Origin of the sequence: Vibrio sp. T3Y01, from assembly GCF_013114525.1 — a bacterium.
Lineage (GTDB): Bacteria > Pseudomonadota > Gammaproteobacteria > Enterobacterales > Vibrionaceae > Vibrio > Vibrio chagasii_B.
Genome location: NZ_VTXJ01000033.1, coordinates 24527 through 45669 on the forward strand (window position 1 = coordinate 24527; position 21143 = coordinate 45669).

Below are 21143 nucleotides of genomic sequence, written 5' to 3' on the forward strand. Positions count from 1 at the left end.
TCACTTTCACCGTTAGCAGTAAAGCTGATTCGCTCACTACTTACGACGGCGCCACATCGCTAGGCCAAACAGTGACATCAACGCGCCAAAGCCAAACGAACCACCGACTTTTAGCTCAAGAACCGCTGGATCATGATCCGATGAACGGAAGTGGTCTTGGTACTTAGGCAGGTCGCCTTTGTACTCTTCGTTGTAGTCAAATAGCGTCGATTCACCACCATTGATATGCCAGTCGGTCGCGTCGACCACCATGTCTTTTAAGCTCTCGCTCACCAGTAAGTGGTCTAAAGCGCCAACTTCATCGTTGTATGAGTAGCTCCAGCTGTCTGGGTGCTTCTGAGCTACGGCATTAATGTAGCCGTAGTTCTTAGTAATCACCGCACCGTTATCACCAAACTGTTCAACACCATCAATGTAAGTGTTACGCGCCGCTTTGATCTGCTTGCCGTACTTCTCTTCAGAGTAATCTGTCAGCACTAGCATTGGGTCTTCCATGCCGTACGAATTCATATCACCCAGAATCACTTTGTGACCTTCAATGCCATCGAGTGCTTCGCCCAACGCAACCGCCGCTGCAACACGGAAGTTCTCACATGAGCCTTGCTTATCGGCATCAACACCACCTTGACCGCCTTGCTCAACAGGGGCAGCATCTTCCCAACACTTAGAACCTTTCGATTTAAAGTGGTTAATCGCTACAGTCAGTTTCTCTTTGGTACCCTTCACCTTAAAGGTTGGTGCCAATGAGTCACGTTGGTAGTTCTTACCATCTTCAATCACCTTACCTGAGTCGTCTAACACCTCTGGTGCTTGCTGGCTTGGCATCGCGATGACACGGCTGTCTTTAAGCTTAACCACCTTCTTACGGTAGATAACACCCGTAGTAATCACATCAGTGCCGATCGAGTCCATTTCGTCGGTAACGCCATCTTCATTAGAGTCGACAGCCACAAAGGTGTAACGGTCTTTCTTATGCTCAATGCGATCATTCAGTTGATTCACAAGCTGTTGAATTGCCGAACCTTCACCAAATCCGTTGTTCTCAATTTCCATCAAGCCGATGATGTCAGCATCCAAGCGAAGAATCGCGTTTACAATCTTCTCTTGTTGCATCTCAAACTCAGTGATGGTGTTTGCACCACGGTTATTACCATGTTGATTCGCATCACCGCCAAATGGTGAGTTGAAGTAGTTCAATACATTGAAGGTCGCAATACGTAGGTCGCCTTCATCCATGTCTGGTTTGTCGGTACGTGGGTCGTTGCGAATGAAGTTTTCAGCCGTGATCTGGTTAGTCGTAATCAGACGGTACTCGCCATAGCTGTAAGTCAACACGCCTTCTAGACCAACAATGGTGTCATCAATACGGATGTAGTCTTCCGTTGAGCCATCTTGGTCGATGTCAGTACGGCCAAAATCTGGATAGAAAGGAACCTGTCCATCACCTGCTTTTTGGTCAGTCTCTACGAAAAGACGACGGTCAGCATTGTCTTCCGTTTGCTGTTTCGCTTCATCAGAACCCGCTGCGAAAAGTTGGTTTGGTTGCATGTTGATACGCTCATGCGCCAAAACCATGTTGTTACGACGACCTGCGTAGTCATAACCGAAGGTACGCGTTACACGCATATCTAGCGCTTCAGTTGTTTTCACCAACATGCCTTCGTAACGTTCAAGTGTCGCCGCGAAGTTCTCGTCAGTGTCTAATACTTCAATGTATGTCGCGTCAGGTGCGTCCTGCTCGCCTTGCTTTAACCATTGATTATTTTCAACTTTAAGCTGAGTGTGGCTGTAGTATTCTTGTACTTTACCTTTCACACACACCACATCGCCTGCAGCTAATTCTGAGCTAGATTGGTTAGTATGAACAAATAGACCTTCAGAAGTGCTTGAGTTGAAGTCATCCTCAAGAGCTTGCAGATAGAAACCTTTAGTTAGGCCGGTAGTAACCGCACTTACCACCCCTCTTACGAAATACTCATCGTCGGTGATGTACGGGTAGCCATCGATGAACGGCGATGTCGCGCCCTCACCTTGGATGTCTTGAATGGTGGTGAATACTGGGTCTGAGCCATCTTGCGTACAAGCAAAGGCTTCTGGCAACTCAACATTGTCTAAGGAACCTAGACCTTCAATGTTGTCTTTTGGTAGCGATACCCACTGTGAAGCGTCAAACGTCGCCGATGGGGTTTGGTCAGCACGAACCAAGGTAACGTCTTTACCCCAGTCGACATCGCCCATCACGCCAACCATGTCCAACACGCTTGAGTCTGCATTCAAGATAGCCAATGGGTCATCACCATTGTGATTAGCCAATGAAGCGTTAAGAATATCAGCGACGGCTTTAATCTCATCGCTTGCACTGCTATGTGCAACAACAAGTACCTCACCAGGCGCTAAAACGTGGCCATCTAAAGGTAAAGTGGCGCCCCATGATCCGTTGCCATTCGCTGATTTAGCCAGTGAATAACCATCTAAATTAATGCTGCTATCACCGTTGTTGGCAATCTCAACCGCTTTGTTGTAGCTGCCGCCTTCCACATATTGTGAAATAAACAAATCAGCGTGTGCGCTTGTGGTTAACAAGCTACCAATTGCCACTGCTAGCAATGAAGGTTTGTGTAAAAGAGCCATCCGTTTCACCTGAGTTCATCGATTTATAATTACTGCCATCTATGGGCAGTCATGTATTTTGTGGTAACTATCAGGTTTATTTATGAAAGGAATAAGTCAGTTGGCAAGAAAATGAGGAACTTATCACTTTGGAATCATCAATTGTTTGGCACGCTATATATTTCCAACACAAATAGAAACGAGTAAAAATTTATAAAACCAAAACTCATTTAATAAGATATTCTGCACAACATAGATGTTACAGATGTGTTAGTCATTAAATGCGTAAATCACCAATTAAAACAGCACGATTATTGGGAAGCCTTAGCTAGCGGGCACTAAAAAGCCCAAAGTAAACGTAGTCACTTTGGGCTTAGATTTTACAGCGGAAGGTTTTGAGTCACCCTATGGACGAGTTACAAAACCTACTGCTTCGTATGCTTTCTTCAGCGTTACTGCTGCGCGCTCAGAGGCTTTTTCTGCGCCCGCTTTCATTACTGCGTCCATGTAGGCACGATCAGCACGGATGCGGTGGTATTCCGCTTGAATCGGCTCAAGCATCTCAACAATCGCGGCACCCACATCTTTCTTGAATGGGCCGTACATTTCAACGCCTTGGTACTGCGCTTCAATCTCTTCGAATGTTTTCCCTGTTGCTGCTGAGTAAAGACCCATTAGGTTAGAGATACCCGCTTTGTTTTCCCAATCATGAGCGATGCGTGGTGGTGTTTCGGCATCCGTTTGCGCTTTGTTGATCTTCTTGATGATCGACTTAGGCTCTTCTAGCAGAGTAATCACGTTCTTACGGTTGTCGTCCGACTTAGACATCTTCTTCGTCGCATCTTGTAGGCTCATTACACGTGCATTCACTGTTGGGATGTACGGTTCTGGCACTTCGAAGATTGGTTGCTCTGGCGAGTAGATGTTGTTGAAGCGAGTTGCGATATCACGCGCTAACTCTAGGTGTTGTTTCTGGTCGCTACCTACAGGTACTTGGTGAGCACCGTAAAGCAGGATGTCCGCAGCCATCAGTACTGGGTAATCAAACAGACCTACGTTTACGTCATTTGAGTGACGCGCAGACTTGTCTTTAAACTGAGTCATACGGCTCAGCTCACCCATTTGTGTGTAACAGTTAAGAAGCCAACCAAGTTGAGCATGCTCTGGTACGTGAGACTGAACAAATAGCGTGCTCTTCTTTGGATCAACACCGACAGCAAGACAGATAGCTAGTGCGTCTAGAGTCGCTTCATGCAGTGCTTTCGGATCTTGGCGAACCGTAATTGCGTGAAGGTCTACCACACAGTATTGGCAATCGTAGTCATCTTGCATCTGTTGCCATTGACGTAGAGCACCCAAGTAGTTACCGATACTTAGTTCACCAGATGGTTGAACACCACTCAATACGATGGGCTTGCTCATGGTTTTAATTCCTTTGCTTATTCGCTAAGTCAATTGATGGCTTAGCTTCTTAACTTAAATATAGAAAAGCCGCACAGCTCTTTCTGCGCGGCTCATCCAGTGTACTCATTGATAAGTATTTTGCTAGTGGGTTAGCTAACTTTTGTCCGCTTTATGCAGAAACTAGAACGACATCGAGCAATTGCGCGACATTATCTGCCACATAGTCAGGGTTTGATGCTGAAATAGGCTCACCGTGGTTGTAGCCGTATGTCAGGCCAAACGAGTGACAACCCGCGTTCTTTGCCGCTTTGATGTCATTGCTTGAATCGCCAACCATTAACATCTCTTCTGCTTTCACATTGTGCTTTTCTAGCAACCAGTTTAGCGCTACTGGGTTCGGTTTTTTCTCTGGGAAAGAGTCACCGCCAAGTACATCTACAAAGTACTTATCGATACCGTGTTGCGCTAGTACGTCTGGCACAAACTTCGATGGCTTGTTGGTTACCAATGCCATAGTAAAGCCCGCTTTGTGCAGCTCTGCCAGCGTCTCTTTTACTGATGGGTAAAGGTGGCTCAGCTTATGACCGCCCTGCTCGTAGAAATCATCGAACAAGATACGCGCTTTTTTCAGCAGCTCTGGATCTAAGCTTGGGTCCACAGTTAGGTCGCGGCTTAGTGAACGCCCGATCAGTACATCAGCACCATTACCTACATAATCACGAACTTGTTCTTCACTCACTGAAGGGAAACCTAGCTCCTGACAAGCTTGGTCAGCAGCGACTGCCAAATCAGGCACGCTATCTAACAAGGTTCCATCCAAATCAAAGGCGATCAGTTTTATTGAGCTTAATGACATCTTACTTTCCTATTCATTATATTCGTCTCATGTGTTGAGCAATAAGACGTAAAAAAGGGGCCAATCAGCCCCCTTAATCTAAATTTTTTGATTTTAGGTCAACTGACCCTAGTTCTACTTTTATGCGTTTACTTTTGCAAGCTCTGCACGCATCTCATCAATCACTTCTTTGTAATCTGGTTGATTGAAGATCGCTGAGCCAGCAACGAACATATCTGCACCCGCTTCTGCGATTTCACGAATGTTATCCACCTTTACACCACCGTCGATCTCTAGGCGAATATCACGACCTGATTCGTCAATCAACTTACGAACCGCACGTAGCTTATCTAAAGTGTGAGGAATGAAAGATTGGCCGCCGAAACCTGGGTTCACAGACATCAATAGGATCATGTCTACTTTGTCCATGATGTAATCTAGGCAAGATAGCGGTGTCGCTGGGTTAAGAACCACGCCCGCTTTACAGCCGTGCTCTTTGATCAGTTGTAGAGTACGATCGATGTGCTCTGATGCTTCTACGTGGAAGGTAATCATCGATGCGCCAGCCTTTGCAAACTCAGGCACGATGTTATCAACCGGCTTCACCATTAGGTGAACATCGATTGGAGCAGTAATACCGTAGTCACGGAGTGCTTTACAGATAGGCGCGCCAAAAGTCAGGTTAGGTACGTAGTGGTTATCCATCACATCAAAGTGCACAACATCGGCACCGGCTGCGAGTACTTTTTCAACGTCTTCACCAAGACGAGCAAAATCTGCAGACAAAATTGATGGAGCGATTAGAAAATCTTTCATACCAAACCTCTTAAGAGTAAGTAAATTGCGAGTTCACCGCCTTGGTGGCACCTCGTATGCGTACAAGATTCAACCCCAAGACTATTTGGTGTGCAATTCTACCTAAGCACCTAGGCAGATCCTAGCAGTTCGAAAGATTAGTTTAAGAAAGTACCTGTTGGTCACTCAATTTGAGGGGTTCGAGGTTATTCTGCTGCAGCGTGTTGCTGGTTTTTATCTTGATGGAATAGCGCTAATAGCTCATCCACTTTATTACGACCAGCGCCATTACGGCTGATAGTGCGCTTCACCTTCACCACGTTCAACTCTGCACCATGATACAAGCGACGCGTTAATGTCGTGTCGTGGTTAGAAATCAACACAGGGATACCGCGTTCTGTCGCCGCTTTTTCAGCAACGTCAGCCAGTGCTGCTTGATCATCTAAGCTAAAGCCGTTACCTGCGTAAGAGGTAAAGTTAGCGGTATTTGACAGCGGTGCGTACGGAGGATCGCAGTAAACCACGCAACCTTTACGGGCACGGCTAAAGGTTTCATGGTATCCCTCACACACGAAAGTGGCCTTTTTCGCTTTTTCAGCGAAAAACTCCAGCTCAGCTTCTGGGAAGTAAGGCTTTTTGTAAGAACCAAACGGAACGTTAAAACCGCCTTTCTTGTTGTAGCGACATAGGCCATTGAAGCCAAATCGGTTCATGTACAAGAAAGCAAGTGAGCGATACATAACATTGTCAGTATCGTTGAACTGAGCTCGAATATCTAAGAAGGCTTCTTTGCGGTTGTTCTCAGGGCAGAACCAACGCTTTGCTTCCGCGATGTAGGTCTCAGGGTCGGTTTTAAGTAGATTATACAGGTTGATAAGATCGGGATTGATATCAGCCAGTAGATACTGTTCATAGTCCGTGTTCAAAAACACAGAACCAGCACCAACAAATGGTTCTACCAATTTACGAGCAGGTGGCAGGTGACGTTGGATGTCTTCAACTAGGCCATATTTACCACCAGCCCATTTTAGAAAGGCACGCTGCTTTTTCATTTACTGCTCTATCTATCAACACAAAAATAAGGCTGCGGAATGTAACATATTTTGAGGCTAAGCTCAGGGTTATTTCGCACGTTCTATCTCTCGATGCACTTGATTCATCGATTTTGCCCAAGGTTCCAACTGTTGAAGTGGTTTTGAGAGTGTACTTACCGCATCTCGCGCCACCTGAATCGTTGGGTAATCTTGATAAGTGATGATAAACCACTTGGTATCGTTACGCAGAGTTGGGTAGATACGAACCTTATTCTCTAGATCGTATTCTTCAATGAAAGACTGCACATCTTCCAACGAAGTCATCGCACTCAACTGTAAGGTGTATGCTCGTGGCGAGATAGCTTGTAGCTCCTCACGAGCAAACGAGAACGTTATCTTTTTAGTCGGTGGCGTTGATTCGGTTAAGTCCGACTCTTCATCAACGGTAGATGCCGCTTCAGCGTCAGCCTGCGAATTAGCCTCAACTTCAGTGTTCTCTTCAACCGCAGCATCGATGGCACTGGTATCGGCGCTCTCAGCTTTATCATCAAGCAAAGCATCAACCACATCAGAAGTGATTACGACACGTTGTTGGTCTTGTTCAACCTCACCCACGCTAGCCGTCTCTTCCACCACAACTGGCGGCAAAGATGAGCTGTCATCATCGGCGCCTTGATAACTGATGTCAGTTAACGCTTCAGAGTCTACAACTCCCTCAACGCCAGCCTGCTCTGAATCACTGTCCACCTCAAAGGTTGGGATAGCAGTCTGCTCGATAGGTGCGATCAGAGATTGCGCTTTGTCATCTGGTGTCGGTTGGCTGAACATCCACCAATAACCACCACCAATTAACAACAGCGACAGAGCCACCACAATCGCGATATTGATTGGTGAGCCAATGATTGAGCGAATAATAATCCTTTTTTCCACTTTCAATTCTCCTAAAGCCATTAGCTCGCCAGGCAGAGGTTGCGCTTTATTAAACGCACGTCGCACGCGAGTTTCAGACTCATCATCCACGTATCGAATCACCAGTGATTCAAAGAAATGTTCAGCTTCTGGTTGCGAAAGGTCATCGATCTCGAGATCGATAGGCTTGTGTTGTTGGCCGTAACTTAGACGTGTGAGTAAGGTGTCTAGGTGACCAATTTCTGAGAAAAGAACGACATTGATCGTCCATTGGGGATTAGCTTGAGCTTCCAGTACCAACATCCATAGTTCGGATACCAATAGCTCAGAGAGTCGGTGGGCATCATCGACAACAATAACCACGCTACACGGCTCACCATCCAGCAACCTTGCTAGGCTATCAGATAAGGAGTCATGTTGATTAAATAGCGGATCAGAAACAATTTGGCTAAGAATAAGTGCGCGGCGTTGTTGGTCGTCTTGGCTTGGATGACAAAGCAGTAAACACTGATTCTTTTCTGTCGCCCACGCTTCGAGATAACGCTGTGCTAACCAAGAACGGCCAGAGCCAGGTTTACCAGCCACCGTTACTAGATTTGAACCAAAGTTAGTCAAAAGCTGTAAGCGCTCTAGCAGCTCAACTTGAGACTCTAACTCTAATACTCTTAATTCATGAGCCAAACTCATTGCGGATCCCTACCGATTAGATCGATCAGTAAAACGCTTCAGTTGCCTAGAGTTTAACTAGGCAACCTCACAACCAAATTTAAAGAGTACGGCAAAAATCAATTGCTTGTTTAATGATGTCCTGAGGCACATCAGCAACCACTTCAGCAGTACCAATACTTGTTGGCAATACCAGACGTAATTGACCAGACAGCACTTTTTTATCACGCATCATGTGCGTCATAAAGTCTTCAAAAGACATGCTTTCTGGCGTATGAACTGGCAGTTTCGCATTCTTGAGTATAGAAATAATTCGCTCAAGCTGCTGCTGAGTGATCAGTCCCTGTAACTGAGCAGTTTTCGCTGCCATTACAGTACCTGACGACACAGCTTCACCATGTAGCCAATTACCATAGCCTAGTTCTGCTTCGATCGCATGACCAAATGTATGACCTAGGTTCAATAACGCTCTGATTCCTGACTCTTTTTCATCTAGAGCAACCACTTCAGCCTTAATTGCACAACAGCGAGCAATTGCAGTAATCAGTGCTTGTTCATCAAGTTGATAAAGTTTCTCTAGATTCTGCTCCAACCAATCAAAGAAGGCTTCATCGTAAATGATGCCGTATTTGATGACTTCAGCAATGCCCGCTGCAAACTCACGCTCAGGAAGCGTTGATAAACAGTTGGTATCGATGATCACAGATTTTGGTTGGTAGAATGCACCGATCATGTTCTTACCAAGAGGATGGTTTACTGCGGTTTTACCACCAACAGAAGAGTCCACTTGAGAAAGAAGCGTTGTCGGGATTTGAACGAAATCAATACCACGCTGGTAACAAGATGCAGCAAAGCCGACCAAATCACCGATAACACCACCACCTAAAGCAATCACCACCACATCGCGGCTGTAATTTCCTTCAAGCATGTAGCTCATCACTGAATTGAACGTTTCAAGCGTTTTGTATTGCTCACCATCAGGTAACTCGAGAAGAGATGTCTGACAGCCAACTTGATCCAGTAGAGATAGAATTTTATCAGCATAAAGAGGCGCTACTGTCACATTACTGATAACAACGACTTTCTGCTTGCCTGATAAAAAAGAAAGGTACGCCGGGTCGTCAAATAACCCGGCGCCAATAGAGATAGGGTAGCTACGCTCAGCTAGATTGACCGTAATCCGTTCCATGGGTTTGCTCTCCGAAAAAATGAACTTAACGTTCTTCTAGCATTTTTACGATCTGGTTGGCTACCACTTTTGCACTTTGGTCGTCAGTACGAACTGTGTAGTCCGCCACTTCTTCGTATAGTGCGTTGCGAGATACAGCTAGATCTTCTAGCACATCACGCGGGTTGTCTGTTTGAAGTAGAGGGCGTTTCTTGTCGCGGTTTGTGCGAGCAAGTTGCTTTTCAATTGTTGTCTCTAGGTATACAACAATGCCTCGTGCAGATAGACGGTTACGGTTTTCTTTGCTCATCACTGAACCACCGCCTGTCGCTAGAACAATACCTTGCTCTTCAGTCAGATCGTTGATTACAGATTCTTCGCGCTTACGGAAACCTTCTTCGCCCTCAACATCAAAAACCCATGCGATGTCTGCGCCAGTGCGCTCTTCAATCACAGTGTCAGAGTCTAGAAACTCCATATGAAGTTGGGAAGCTAGGTGTCTACCAATTGTACTTTTGCCGGCGCCCATTGGGCCAACAAGAAAAATATTGCGTTTCTCAGCCATGTTTTTAGCAGTAATTTACAACGTTAATTCAATGACATCGCCACAAGGTAGGTCAGTACAAGTACTGAAATTAAAAGGCCCGTGGCACCGATTCCTCACAGATAATTCGTGATAAGACCCGAAATTATCAAGGTTAGGTGCCACTAATGCAACTTTATTTTTAATCTAATTGTACGTTACTGAATCACAACTTTAGGTGTAACAAAGATAAGCAGTTCACTTTTACCCACATTTTCGTAGCTGCGACGGAACAATGCACCCAATAAAGGAAGGTCTCCCAACAGAGGAACTTTATCGACTGTACTACTGACACTGTGTTGAAATATTCCACCAAGAACGACGGTTTCACCATTATTAACAAGCACTTGCGTACCTATCCTTTGGGTATCTATCGCGACCGCTTCCCCGGTTCCAGTTTTCACCACTTGCCCAGGCCTATCTTGAGTCACACTCAAATCCAGAACCAAGCGATTGTCTGGTGTGATTTGAGGGGTAACTTTCAAACTCAACACAGCTTTCTTAAATGCGACGGACGTTGCACCACTCGAAGAGGACTCTAAGTAAGGAATTTCAGTACCTTGCTCAATGTAAGCCGGCTTTTTATTTGTGGTAATTAAGCGTGGGCTAGAGATGATCTCCGCCTTAGACTCTTGTTGCAGTGCAGATAGCTCAAGATCGAGCAGCGTATCAGAGCCAAGCTTGGCCACCTGAAAAGCAATACTCGATGCATTTGGCGATGTCGCCGCCAAATTCACGTTAAGGTAGTCATCAATCACGCTGCTGCCACCATCGTCGTCATAAGGTGTAATGGCTGAAGGGTGATTACCCTCGATTGAACCGCCAACCGTGAAGCTTCCGTTGGTCGATGAAACGCCCCAGCGCACGCCGAGTTCATCAAGGTTACCTTCGGTGACGGTAACAATACGCGCCTCTATCTGCACTTGCTTCACTGGGATATCTAACGACTCAATAATGCCGCGTATCACCGCAATGTTCTCTTCCAACTCGCGAATCAGCAGAGAGTTCGTGCGTTCATCTATGGTAATCGAGCCGCGATCAGACAACATGCTCACCGCCCCTTCACCACCAATCATGTCAGCTATATCGGTGGCTTTGGCAAAGTTAATCTTGATAATTTCTGATTTAAGTTCCCCAAGCTCTTCCTCTAGACGGGATTTTTCGAGCGCTTGCTGTTCTCTCAGGTCCAGTTCCGCTTTGGGAGCGACCAAGATAACGTTGCCATCGACGCGCTTATCTAAGCCTTTAACTTGCAAGATAATGTCGAGAACTTGCTGCCAAGGGACGCCATCCAAGCGTAATGTCAGGTTACCCGCGACCGAGTCGGATACCACCAAGTTGAACTCATTGTAGTCAGCGATTAACTGCAGCACGTTTCGGACAGGGATATCTTGGAAGTTAATCGATATCAGTTTGCCCTCTTTCTCAAGTACGCTTTTCTCTGTCGTCACTTCTTCAATCGTGGGCTTGCTGATCACCACCTCGATGAAGCGCCCCTTGAGGTCATATTCGTATTGGTAGTCATTGCTGATGGTCGCCAGTAACCGAGTGCTTGGCGTCTCTTTGTATACTTCAATCCCCTCAACTAGAGTCGCGAAATCTTTAACGTCCAAAAGGTAGAGCTTGTCATCATCCACTTCTGTATTGATGAGTTCGATGCTCAAGCCTTCTTGTGCCCGCTGAACATCGACCACCGCGCTGCTTGTTGCTAGCTCAATGATGATGACAGCGTCTTTATCCTTGTTAACTCTAAAATCAATGTTCTCTAATTTATTAGACGAGCTCTCTGCGTAACCAAATACGCTAAAAACCAACATCACAGACACAGCAAAACCTTGTAGAGTTTTGCTCACTAATCCACTTATTCCTTTATTCATATTTACATCTCATATCCACATCATGTGACATTGGTTTATTTCAGAGCCAGCCTAACGTTGCGCTTATGCCAACAACCTAAGCCATCTGGAAGAGTTTCATTAATCAGAACGTACTGGCTCGTTACCTTAGTAACTCGGCCGTTGTTTAAGCCGATAAACTGGCCTTTTTTCACATTGACGACATTGCCCTTAGGCGTTTGTACAAGCCCAAACACGCTGGAGCCGCTGCCCATCACTCCTTTTAAGCGCAATTTACTCAGTGGGTATTTCTCTAACTTGCTACTGCGAGCACGAGCGCTAGGTTGCCAGCAATCTTTCTTAACCAACGGCTGGTTTTGCACAATTGCTTCTTTAGGCAGTTCAAAGGGAGGACGAAAAGTACGCCGTTGATAGGTAGCCGCCGAAAACTCAGTTGCTGGGACAAGTTGCTCGACCTCCTTTCTCGCCTTAGCTTCTACCTGTATAACAAAGTCTTCTAATGAGTCTTGATTGGCTTTGCAGCCCGACAACGCAAGCAGCAATACGATTGAGTAAAACGTGCTATTGGGTTTCATCATTGACCTCCGATTTAAACTGGTAGGTATAAGCTCGAACCCTAAAGTGCAGAGTGCTACTTTCTTGGCTGACTCGCTGCCAATTCACATCATCAAAGCTGATGATTCGTGGAAGCTTAGCGATAGCTGCAGAGAAGTCGCCTATCTCGTGGTAATCACCAGTCAGCTCGATATTAAGAGGTAAGCGGTATAAGAAGGCTTTGTTCTGTTTTTCACCCCAGTCGATTCGGGTAAAGGTTAGTGAGTTATCTAAGCCAAGCTCATTGACTGATGCCAACATGCTTGCCAACTCCTTTTGCACGGGAAGCTGTTCTAACAGGTAATCATAGCGACTGGTGAGTTCATCCAGTTGGCCCTGAAGCTTAGGTAAAGCAGCAACCTTATTGGCTTTGATGCGCAGTGTTGCTTTCAAGGTCTGCTCTTGCTGCTTCATCTGTTGTAGCTCATCATCCAAAGGCAAAATATAGAACCAGGTTCCCAGCCCTTGAATGAGCGCCACCAGCAATAGAATCACCAATAACTGAGGCAACAGTGGCCACTCGGTGATCTCATCGATATCAAGCTCTTGCAGGCTCATCACGCTTTGAAGGCTAGCCATGGTTAGCCCCCTTATCCTTTCGATGTGCAGTTGTGCTTTCTAATGACACAGGGCTGAACACGAAAGACACCTTGAAGGTCTGAAACTCTTTATTGAAGCGCTTACGGTTATGGACAATAGAGTGCATCTCGACTCCTTTGAGGGATTCAGAGCGTTCTAAGTTATCCAGCATGGTGGCGAGACGAGCGGTACTGTCACTGATGCCCGCCATTTCAATCTCTTGACCGTTCATCTTTATCTTGTCGACATACACTCCCTCAGGAATCAGCTCCGGCATCAAGTTCATAAAGTCGGTGGTTTTATTACGACCGAGCTGCAAAGATTCCACCACATCAAGTCGAGTCAAAATGGCTTTATGCTCTTGCTCTGCAACTTTTAGCGACTGAATCTGACGGTCGAGCCCTGCTATGTATTGGTTAAGATAATTTAGGCGAGCTTGCTGTTTGGCTTGTTGATCATGGAAATAGTTTCCGACTGCCCATTGCCCTGCCCCAGCCACAATCACGCCAAGGATAACTAAATGAATAAAACGCTTTCGGTGCTGAGCACGAATCTCATCACGCCAAGGTAGCAGGTTAATTTGATGCAACATGCTTCTCTCCCTGCCATTTAAGTCCGCTCATCGCCATGCCCGCAGCAATACCAAAATGTTGCCAATCCATTTGCAGGCGGCGCTTCCTCGCGACCTTATTCTCAAACAGGGATAAAGGATTCAATGATTCACAGCTCAGCTGAAAATGTCGTTCAAGCTCTTCAGCCACCATTGGTGTGCTGGCGCCCTCGCCCATTAACCAGATGCCAGAGATAGGTTGGTGAGCATTCACCGAGGAATAGAGCTGCAACTGACGTTTGAGCTTTTCAATTAAGTTAACGATAAATTGATGAGTATCCTGAGCACTGCCAAACGCAGCCTCGATATCATTGGGATTCTCGATACTGCAAAGATCTTGAGTGCCAAAGGCGATGTCTTTATAGAAAGGGGCTGCTCCGTGAGGAATGATGCCCAGCGAGGTTTGATCAACGCCAATATCCACCAACAGCCAATTACTTTTCTCTGGGTACAAGCGTGAGGCAAGCTGCCACACATGAAGCAAACCATGCGCCTGCGTATCAACGACAACAGGTTTAAAGCCAGCCTTGGTTAATGCCTCTGCTCGGCTATCGACCACTTCTTTACGAGTAGCATAAACCTGATAACTGCTCGTCGAACCTTTACCAAATCGTTTGTCTTCCAGCTTCACAAAATCTAAACTCAGCTCCTCGATGGGAAAAGGAGATTGATGGGCGAAGGTTTGGTAGATCGAAAACTCTTTCTCTCTGTCTTCGAGTTCACTCTCAATTTGCAGTACCTTGCTGATCACCGTGTTATCAGGTACCGAAATGGCGACATTACGACAGCCGAAAGGCAGCCCTTTCCTAAGTTCTTTGAGTTTCTTAACAGTTTTCTGATACTCCAAAGTATGGTTAGCTGTAAAAATGTCGTCCGAAATCGGCAGCTCTTTGTATCCCACTAGGGCATACAATTCCCCCACGGGTTTTAGCACCACAGCTTTGATGCTGTGGTGATTTATATCTATACCTGTAATTAATGATGAACCCATGTGACCTAGCTCCTGAAGTGCCAAGCATTTCGTTGATTATCTAGGGGTTGTGATTATTAGTTAAATAAGCGTTAATAAACGAAAGCTAATTTTTTAGCCTAGAGTACAAGGGTTTGCTGCTTATCAGCCTTAACTAATCAGGGATTATCCGGTGAAGTTCATAAAGCGATTATTCATATTTACATTGATTTGCATGATTCTTGGAGTCAGTACAATTTTTGGGTTTTATTACTACGTAAAACCAGAGTTGCCTGATGTTGCCACTTTGCGTGACGTAGAACTCCAAACTCCAATGCAGGTCTTCAGCCAAGACGGTAAGTTGATCTCCCAATTTGGTGAAAAACGTCGTATTCCAGTGACTTATGACGAGATCCCTCGCCACTTAGTTGAGGCTTTGATTGCTACCGAGGATAGCCGTTTCTACGAACACCCTGGTATTGACCCAATCGGCATTACTCGTGCAGCTATCGTAGTAGCGATGTCAGGTTCGGCAAAACAAGGTGCGAGTACCATTACTCAGCAGCTTGCGCGTAACTTCTTCTTATCTAATGAGAAAAAGATCATGCGTAAGATTAAAGAGATCTTCATTGCGATCCATATTGAGCAACTGCTGAGCAAAGAAGAGATCATGGAGCTTTACGTTAACAAGATCTTCCTTGGCCACCGTTCATATGGTTTTGGCGCAGCAGCACGCGTTTACTTTGGTAAAGATCTTCCGGATCTCACTCTGAGTGAACTAGCGACCCTAGCAGGTATGCCGAAAGCACCATCAACCATGAACCCTATCTACTCTATTGAACGTGCGACTAACCGTCGTAACGTTGTATTGCGTCGTATGCTCGACGAGAAATACATCACTCAAGCCGAGTTTGATGAAGCAAGCAATGAACAGCTTGTATCAAAGTACCACGGTGCAGAGATCGAACTGAGCGCACCATACGTGGCAGAAGTAGCTCGTGCTTGGATGGTTGAACGTTACGGTGAAGACGCATATACCTCTGGTATGAAGGTCTACACAACCGTTGATTCGAAGCTGCAAAAAGCGGCAAACCAAGCTGCGATTAAGAACCTACTTAGCTACGATGAGCGTCACGGCTACCGTGGTGCTGAAAAAGTCTTATGGCAAACCGCTCAATCGGCTTGGGACCACGACAAGATCGTGAAACACCTTAAGTCTCAACCAACCTACGGTGACCTAGTTCCTGCAGTAGTGACTGCTGTTGATTCGAAAAGCGCTCAAGTATGGGTGAAGAATCAAGGCGAAGGCACTATCGAATGGCAAGGTATGAATTGGGCTCGTAAGTTCCTAACAGATGACCGTCAAGGCCCTGCTCCATCTCAAGCAAAAGAGATTCTTGCGGTTGGTGAACAAGTTTGGGTACGTCATGACGCCATCACAGGTGACGAAGTATCTGAAGAAGCAACAGAAGAGTCAGTAACAGCAGAATCTGACACTCCAGTAGTTTGGCGTCTAAGCCAAGTGCCGAATGCGAACACTGCATTCGTAGCAATGAATCCAAACAACGGCGCTGTATTGTCGATGGTTGGTGGCTTTAACTTCGTACACAACAAATTCAACCGTGCGACGCAATCTATTCGTCAAGTAGGTTCTGGTATCAAGCCTTTCATTTACTCAGCTGCAATTGAGAAAGGTTTAACGCTAGCTTCTCTTATCAACGATGCGCCGATCAACCAATGGGATAAGAGCCAAGGTACGGCATGGCGACCAAAGAACTCGCCACCAACTTACGTCGGCCCTACTCGTTTACGTATTGGCTTAGCTCAATCGAAAAACGTTATGGCGGTACGTGTACTGCGTGAAGTTGGTTTAGATGACACTCGTAACTACCTGACTCGCTTTGGTTTTGATATCGATGAAGTGCCTCGTTCTGAAACTATTGCACTAGGTGCTGGTAGCTTAACGCCAATGAAAGTAGCGCAAGGTTACTCAGTATTCGCTAACGGTGGTTACTACGTTGAACCTTTCTACATCAGCCGCGTTGAGACTCCATTTGGCGAGACTGAGTTTGAAGCAGCACCAAAAGTTGTCTGCAAAGAAGATTGCAAACAAACCATCACCACCGATCCAATGGCGGATGAATTTGCCGAGCAAGATGTGGATGCGAAAGTTCAATACGCTCCTCAAGTTATCTCTGAGCAGAACGCATTCCTAGTTCGCGAAATGATGTACAGCAACATCTGGGGCGGCGGTGATTGGAGTGCGGGAACCGGTTGGAACGGTACAGGTTGGCGCGCTCAACCACTGAAACGTCGTGATATTGGCGGCAAAACCGGTACAACTAACGACTCGAAAGATACTTGGTACAGCGGCTATGGCCCAGGCATGGTTGCAACTGTATGGGTTGGTTTTGATAACCACAACCGTAACCTAGGTCGTACTAAAGCGAACTCTAACCTTGGTAAGAACCAGATTACTGGTGCGGAAGCTGGTGCTAAGACAGCTGAGCCTGCATGGGTAGACTTCATGGGTACGGCATTGGCCGGTGTGCCAGCACAACGCAAAGAGATTCCAGAAAACATTGTTCGTGTTCGTATTGACCGTGATACAGGCTTACTGACCAACAAGTACGATAGCTCATCAATGTTCGAGTACTTCGAGAAAGGCACAGAGCCTACTGAGTACATCACTGAACGTTTCAATGATGACATCTACTCCACCTCTTCAGGTGAAACGGTAGAAGAGCTGTTCTAGGTAGTTCTTTGAACCTAGCAACATAACCAAATAAAAAGGGTTGATATGAATTCATATCAACCCTTTTTGTCTCTGCTATACGGAGGTTAAGCTAAACGACCTTCTCCAACTGAGTACGAATCGTCTCCGCCAGTTGCTCAAAGCGCCCTTTCAATGGAGACCCCGGACGGTACGCAACCACAATACGACGCGAAGGCGTTGGGTTTACCGCAGGCACGTAGCACACACCATCTTTCTGCTTTTCTTTTGGTACTGATAATTGAGGTAGCAAGGTAATCCCCGCGCCCGCCGCGACCATGTTACGCAGCGTCTCTAAGCTGGTCGCCTTAAAGCGCTCATCATCTTTTGCTCCCGCAGCAAAACAGAACCCTAGGGCTTGGTCTCTTAAACAGTGACCGTCACCAAGTGCTAAGACTGTCTGTCCATTGAGTTGAAGCATATCTACCGTGTCCTGCTGAGCCCACTCATGGTCACACGGAACCGCGACACTTAATGGCTCGTCATACACATCAATCTCTTTGAACACCGCCGTTTCATCAACCGCAGCCAGTACCAAGCAGTCAAGCTTGCCATCTTCCAATTGACTCACTAATTGATGAGTTTGCGCCTCATGCAGGTACAGCTCTAGTTCTGGAAAGCTCTCTTTCAGGTGAGGAACAATCTTAGGCAGGATGTAAGGACCCACGGTTGGAATGAAACCAATATGCATTGGTCCGGTCATCGCTTCACCGTGTCCACTCGCCATATCCTTAAAAGTTTTCACTTCGTTGAGAATACGCTTGGCTTGTTCAACAAGTTGTAACCCTGATTCTGTAAATATGACCTTCCTTGGACTACGCTCGGTTAACTGAAGTCCGATTTCATCTTCTAGTTTGCGTATTTGACCGCTTAGTGTTGGCTGACTGACAAAGCACGCTTCTGCCGCTTTTCGGAAGTGTTTGTGCTCTGCGAGCGCCACCAAGTATTCAAAGTCACGAATGTTCATGATCAGTCTCTTACCTCAGGTTTAATAAGAACAAGGGTTTTCATAGCAACATTTAAAAGAAAAATGCTCTTGATAGAATTTACCTATCAAAACCATAACATCAAACGATTAGAGCTATCAAAGAATTTATCTAATAATGGGCTCAACAAAACGAAACAGAGCAACGAAAAACGTTAAGCTCTAATAGAACAAAATTAAAATATCATTTAAGGAAATCAATATGTTTGCATCTAAAGAAGGTCAATCAATCCCTCAAGTAACATTCCCGACTCGCCAAGGTGATGCATGGGTTAACGTAACGACTGAAGAGCTATTCAAAGACAAAACAGTTATCGTATTCAGCCTACCAGGCGCGTTTACTCCAACTTGTTCGTCAAGCCACCTTCCTCGTTACAACGAACTACATTCTGTGTTCAAAGAGAACGGTGTTGATGACATCCTTTGTGTTTCTGTAAACGATACGTTCGTAATGAACGCATGGAAAGCAGACCAAGAAGCAGAAAACATCACATTCATCCCAGATGGTAACGGTGATTTCACAGACGGCATGGGTATGCTAGTTGAGAAAAACGACATCGGCTTCGGCAAACGCTCATGGCGCTACAGCATGCTGGTTAAGAACGGCGTGGTAGAAAAAATGTTCATCGAAGAAGACGTACCAGGCGACCCGTTCAAGGTTTCTGATGCAGACACTATGCTGAACTACATTGCTCCAGAGCACAAAGAGCAAGAGTCAATCACAGTATTCACTAAGCCAGGCTGTCCTTTCTGTATGAAAGCGAAACAGAACCTAATCGACAAAGGTCTAAACTACGAAGAAGTAGTACTAGGTAAAGACGCTACAACAGTAAGCCTACGTGCAATCTCTGGTCGCACAACGGTTCCTCAAGTATTCATCGGTGGTAAACACATCGGTGGTAGCGAAGAACTAGAAGCTTTCCTAGGCTAATCACTGCCAAAAGGCTAACCCACTCACTTGTGGGTTAGCTAACCCTATCGGGTTGAATCAAGCTTGTGGCTCGCATTAACCACAGTCACAAGCTAAACCTAATAAAACAGAACCACAAAACTGACCCACTATCCTGACTCACTAAAAACATCGCATGAGTTGGAGGGGTTCGTTCACACTAAATTTAGCCATTGCGAGAAAATTATTATGAAACAAGTCAATGTAGATGTAGCAGTTATCGGGGGCGGTACGGCAGGTCTAGGATCATACCGCGCTGCAAAAGCACACACTGACAGTGTCGTGATGATTGAAGGCGGCCCTTACGGCACAACCTGTGCTCGTGTTGGTTGTATGCCATCTAAACTGCTTATTGCAGCTGCGGAAAGCGTACATCAAATCGAGAAAGCTCCGGCTTTTGGCGTTCACCCACAAGGCGATATCGTAATTAACGGTCGAGAAGTCATGGACCGAGTGAAGTTTGAACGTGACCGTTTTGTTGGTTTTGTTTTAGAAGGCGTCGATGAAATCCCAGAGCAAGATAAGATCTCTGGCTACGCAAAATTCTTAGACGACAACACACTTCAAGTTGATGACCACACGGTAATCACGGCAAAGCGTATTGTTATCGCAACTGGCTCTCGCCCTGCATACCCTGCCGTTTGGAATGAACTTGGCGACCGCCTAATCATTAACGATGACGTTTTCAGCTGGGATGATTTACCAGAATCAGTGGCCGTATTTGGCCCTGGTGTCATTGGTTTAGAGCTTGGTCAGTCGCTGCACCGCTTAGGTGTGAAGACAAAACTGTTCGGTTTGGGTGGTCAAGTTGGCCCAGTAACTGACCCAGAGATCATGGCTTACGCAGATAAAGCCTTCAATGAAGAGTTCTATCTCGATGCCGACGTAAAAATCGAAAGCATGAAGCGCATTACCACTGAATCGGGTGAGCCACGTGTCGAAATCCAGTTCATCAATAAGCAAGGTGAGCTAGAAACCAACATCGTTGAGTACGTATTGGCAGCAACAGGTCGTCGTCCTAACACTGACAAACTTGGCCTAGAGAATACCTCTCTTGAGCTTGATGAGCGTGGTGTTCCAATCGCTGACCACTACACGCTTCAAACATCGCTTCCATCAGTATTCATTGCGGGTGATGCAAGCAACCAACTGCCTCTGTTACATGAAGCAGCAGACCAAGCTCGTATTGCGGGTGATAACGCTGGTCGCTTCCCTGAGATTCGTGCAGGCCTACGCCGCTCTAAAATCTCAGCGGTATTCTCAGACCCACAAATCGCGATGGTTGGTGAGACTTACAAAGAGATCACTACCCGCTTAGGTACATGTGGTTGTTTCGCAACGGGTGAAGTGTCTTTCGAGAACCAAGGCCGTTCACGAGTGATGCTACGCAACAAAGGTATTCTGCACGTTTACGGCGAGCAAGGTACAGGTCGCTTCCTTGGTGCTGAGATGATGGGACCAAACGCAGAACACTTGGCGCACTTGTTAGCATGGGCACACCAGAACAAGATGACGGTTTCTGAGATGCTAGACATGCCGTTCTACCACCCAGTAATCGAAGAGGGTGTACGAACAGCGCTGCGTGACCTCAATGCGAAACTGCACTTAGGTCCAGAGATGGTGAAACACTGTCTAGACTGTGGTCCAGGTTGTTAATCTCGGTGGATTGAGACAGAACGCATAGATTAGATACTAAAAAGGAAAGCCGTTGGCTTTCCTTTTTGTTTTTTGGCAACGAACAGATTCCCGACTACGCTCCTTCGTCACTATCGGGAATGACGTTGATTTAGTTAAGCAACTAAGTCCAAACTTAATCCGTCATTCCAGAACTGAGGGACGAAGTA

Annotated in this window: 17 protein-coding genes; 3 read left to right on the forward strand and 14 right to left on the reverse strand. The window is 46.1% G+C overall.

Annotation, left to right across the window (positions count from 1 at the left end):
* Positions 1-36: 36 nt before the first annotated feature.
* From F0232_RS23725 to pilM, 13 genes are all read right to left on the reverse strand, one after another.
* Positions 37-2631 carry an ExeM/NucH family extracellular endonuclease gene (locus F0232_RS23725; RefSeq protein ID WP_105057643.1) on the reverse strand — a complete coding sequence of 865 codons (2595 nt, stop codon included), beginning with the start codon at positions 2629-2631 and terminating at the stop codon, positions 37-39.
* 384 nt (positions 2632-3015) lie between these two features.
* Positions 3016-4032 carry a tryptophan--tRNA ligase gene (gene trpS / locus F0232_RS23730; RefSeq protein WP_004737171.1) on the reverse strand — a complete coding sequence of 339 codons (1017 nt, stop codon included), beginning with the start codon at positions 4030-4032 and terminating at the stop codon, positions 3016-3018.
* A gap of 151 nt (positions 4033-4183) precedes the next feature.
* Entirely contained in the window at positions 4184-4870 is a 687-nt protein-coding gene (locus tag F0232_RS23735; RefSeq protein ID WP_105057644.1) for a phosphoglycolate phosphatase, read from the reverse strand.
* Between the two features lie 120 nt (positions 4871-4990).
* A complete protein-coding gene (rpe, locus tag F0232_RS23740) occupies positions 4991-5665 on the reverse strand; it encodes a ribulose-phosphate 3-epimerase (protein WP_008222304.1) in 675 nt (224 codons plus the stop codon).
* 185 nt (positions 5666-5850) lie between these two features.
* Positions 5851-6696, reverse strand: a complete 846-nt coding sequence (locus F0232_RS23745) for a Dam family site-specific DNA-(adenine-N6)-methyltransferase (protein ID WP_004737168.1) — start codon at positions 6694-6696, stop codon at positions 5851-5853.
* Between the two features lie 69 nt (positions 6697-6765).
* Positions 6766-8274 (reverse strand): SPOR domain-containing protein, encoded by a 1509-nt coding sequence (locus F0232_RS23750; protein WP_105057645.1) that lies wholly within the window; start codon positions 8272-8274, stop codon positions 6766-6768.
* A 79-nt stretch (positions 8275-8353) separates the two neighbouring features.
* The gene (aroB, locus tag F0232_RS23755; RefSeq protein ID WP_105057646.1) at positions 8354-9442 is read right to left on the reverse strand and encodes a 3-dehydroquinate synthase; all 1089 of its coding nucleotides are present in this window, start codon (positions 9440-9442) and stop codon (positions 8354-8356) included.
* A 25-nt stretch (positions 9443-9467) separates the two neighbouring features.
* On the reverse strand, positions 9468-9986 hold the full coding sequence (gene aroK, locus F0232_RS23760) for a shikimate kinase AroK (RefSeq protein WP_004737165.1): 519 nt from the start codon (positions 9984-9986) through the stop codon (positions 9468-9470).
* Positions 9987-10162: 176 nt separating this feature from the next.
* Positions 10163-11881, reverse strand: coding sequence for a type IV pilus secretin PilQ (locus F0232_RS23765; RefSeq protein ID WP_105057647.1), 1719 nt, complete (start codon positions 11879-11881; stop codon positions 10163-10165).
* 35 nt (positions 11882-11916) lie between these two features.
* Entirely contained in the window at positions 11917-12435 is a 519-nt protein-coding gene (locus F0232_RS23770; RefSeq protein ID WP_105057648.1) for a pilus assembly protein PilP, read from the reverse strand.
* On the reverse strand, positions 12422-13033 hold the full coding sequence (locus F0232_RS23775) for a type 4a pilus biogenesis protein PilO (RefSeq protein ID WP_105057649.1): 612 nt from the start codon (positions 13031-13033) through the stop codon (positions 12422-12424). Before F0232_RS23775 ends, F0232_RS23770 begins: the two co-directional genes overlap by 14 nt.
* Positions 13026-13625, reverse strand: coding sequence for a PilN domain-containing protein (locus F0232_RS23780; RefSeq protein WP_105057650.1), 600 nt, complete (start codon positions 13623-13625; stop codon positions 13026-13028). Before F0232_RS23780 ends, F0232_RS23775 begins: the two co-directional genes overlap by 8 nt.
* Positions 13609-14634 (reverse strand): type IV pilus assembly protein PilM, encoded by a 1026-nt coding sequence (gene pilM / locus F0232_RS23785; protein WP_105057651.1) that lies wholly within the window; start codon positions 14632-14634, stop codon positions 13609-13611. The genes F0232_RS23780 and pilM overlap by 17 nt, the downstream gene beginning before the upstream one ends.
* A 151-nt stretch (positions 14635-14785) precedes the next feature.
* Here pilM and F0232_RS23790 point away from each other — a divergent pair, with 151 nt between their 5' ends.
* Entirely contained in the window at positions 14786-17347 is a 2562-nt protein-coding gene (locus F0232_RS23790; protein WP_171751039.1) for a penicillin-binding protein 1A, read from the forward strand.
* A gap of 91 nt (positions 17348-17438) precedes the next feature.
* On the opposite strand, the gene oxyR is transcribed toward F0232_RS23790, so the two are convergent.
* Positions 17439-18332, reverse strand: a complete 894-nt coding sequence (gene oxyR, locus F0232_RS23795) for a DNA-binding transcriptional regulator OxyR (protein ID WP_004737158.1) — start codon at positions 18330-18332, stop codon at positions 17439-17441.
* Positions 18333-18552: 220 nt separating this feature from the next.
* Between oxyR and F0232_RS23800 the strand changes: the two genes are divergently transcribed.
* Both F0232_RS23800 and F0232_RS23805 read left to right on the forward strand, forming a co-directional pair.
* On the forward strand, positions 18553-19281 hold the full coding sequence (locus tag F0232_RS23800; RefSeq protein WP_004737157.1) for a glutathione peroxidase: 729 nt from the start codon (positions 18553-18555) through the stop codon (positions 19279-19281).
* 207 nt (positions 19282-19488) lie between these two features.
* Entirely contained in the window at positions 19489-20955 is a 1467-nt protein-coding gene (locus tag F0232_RS23805; protein ID WP_105057653.1) for a dihydrolipoyl dehydrogenase, read from the forward strand.
* Positions 20956-21143 lie beyond the last annotated feature (188 nt).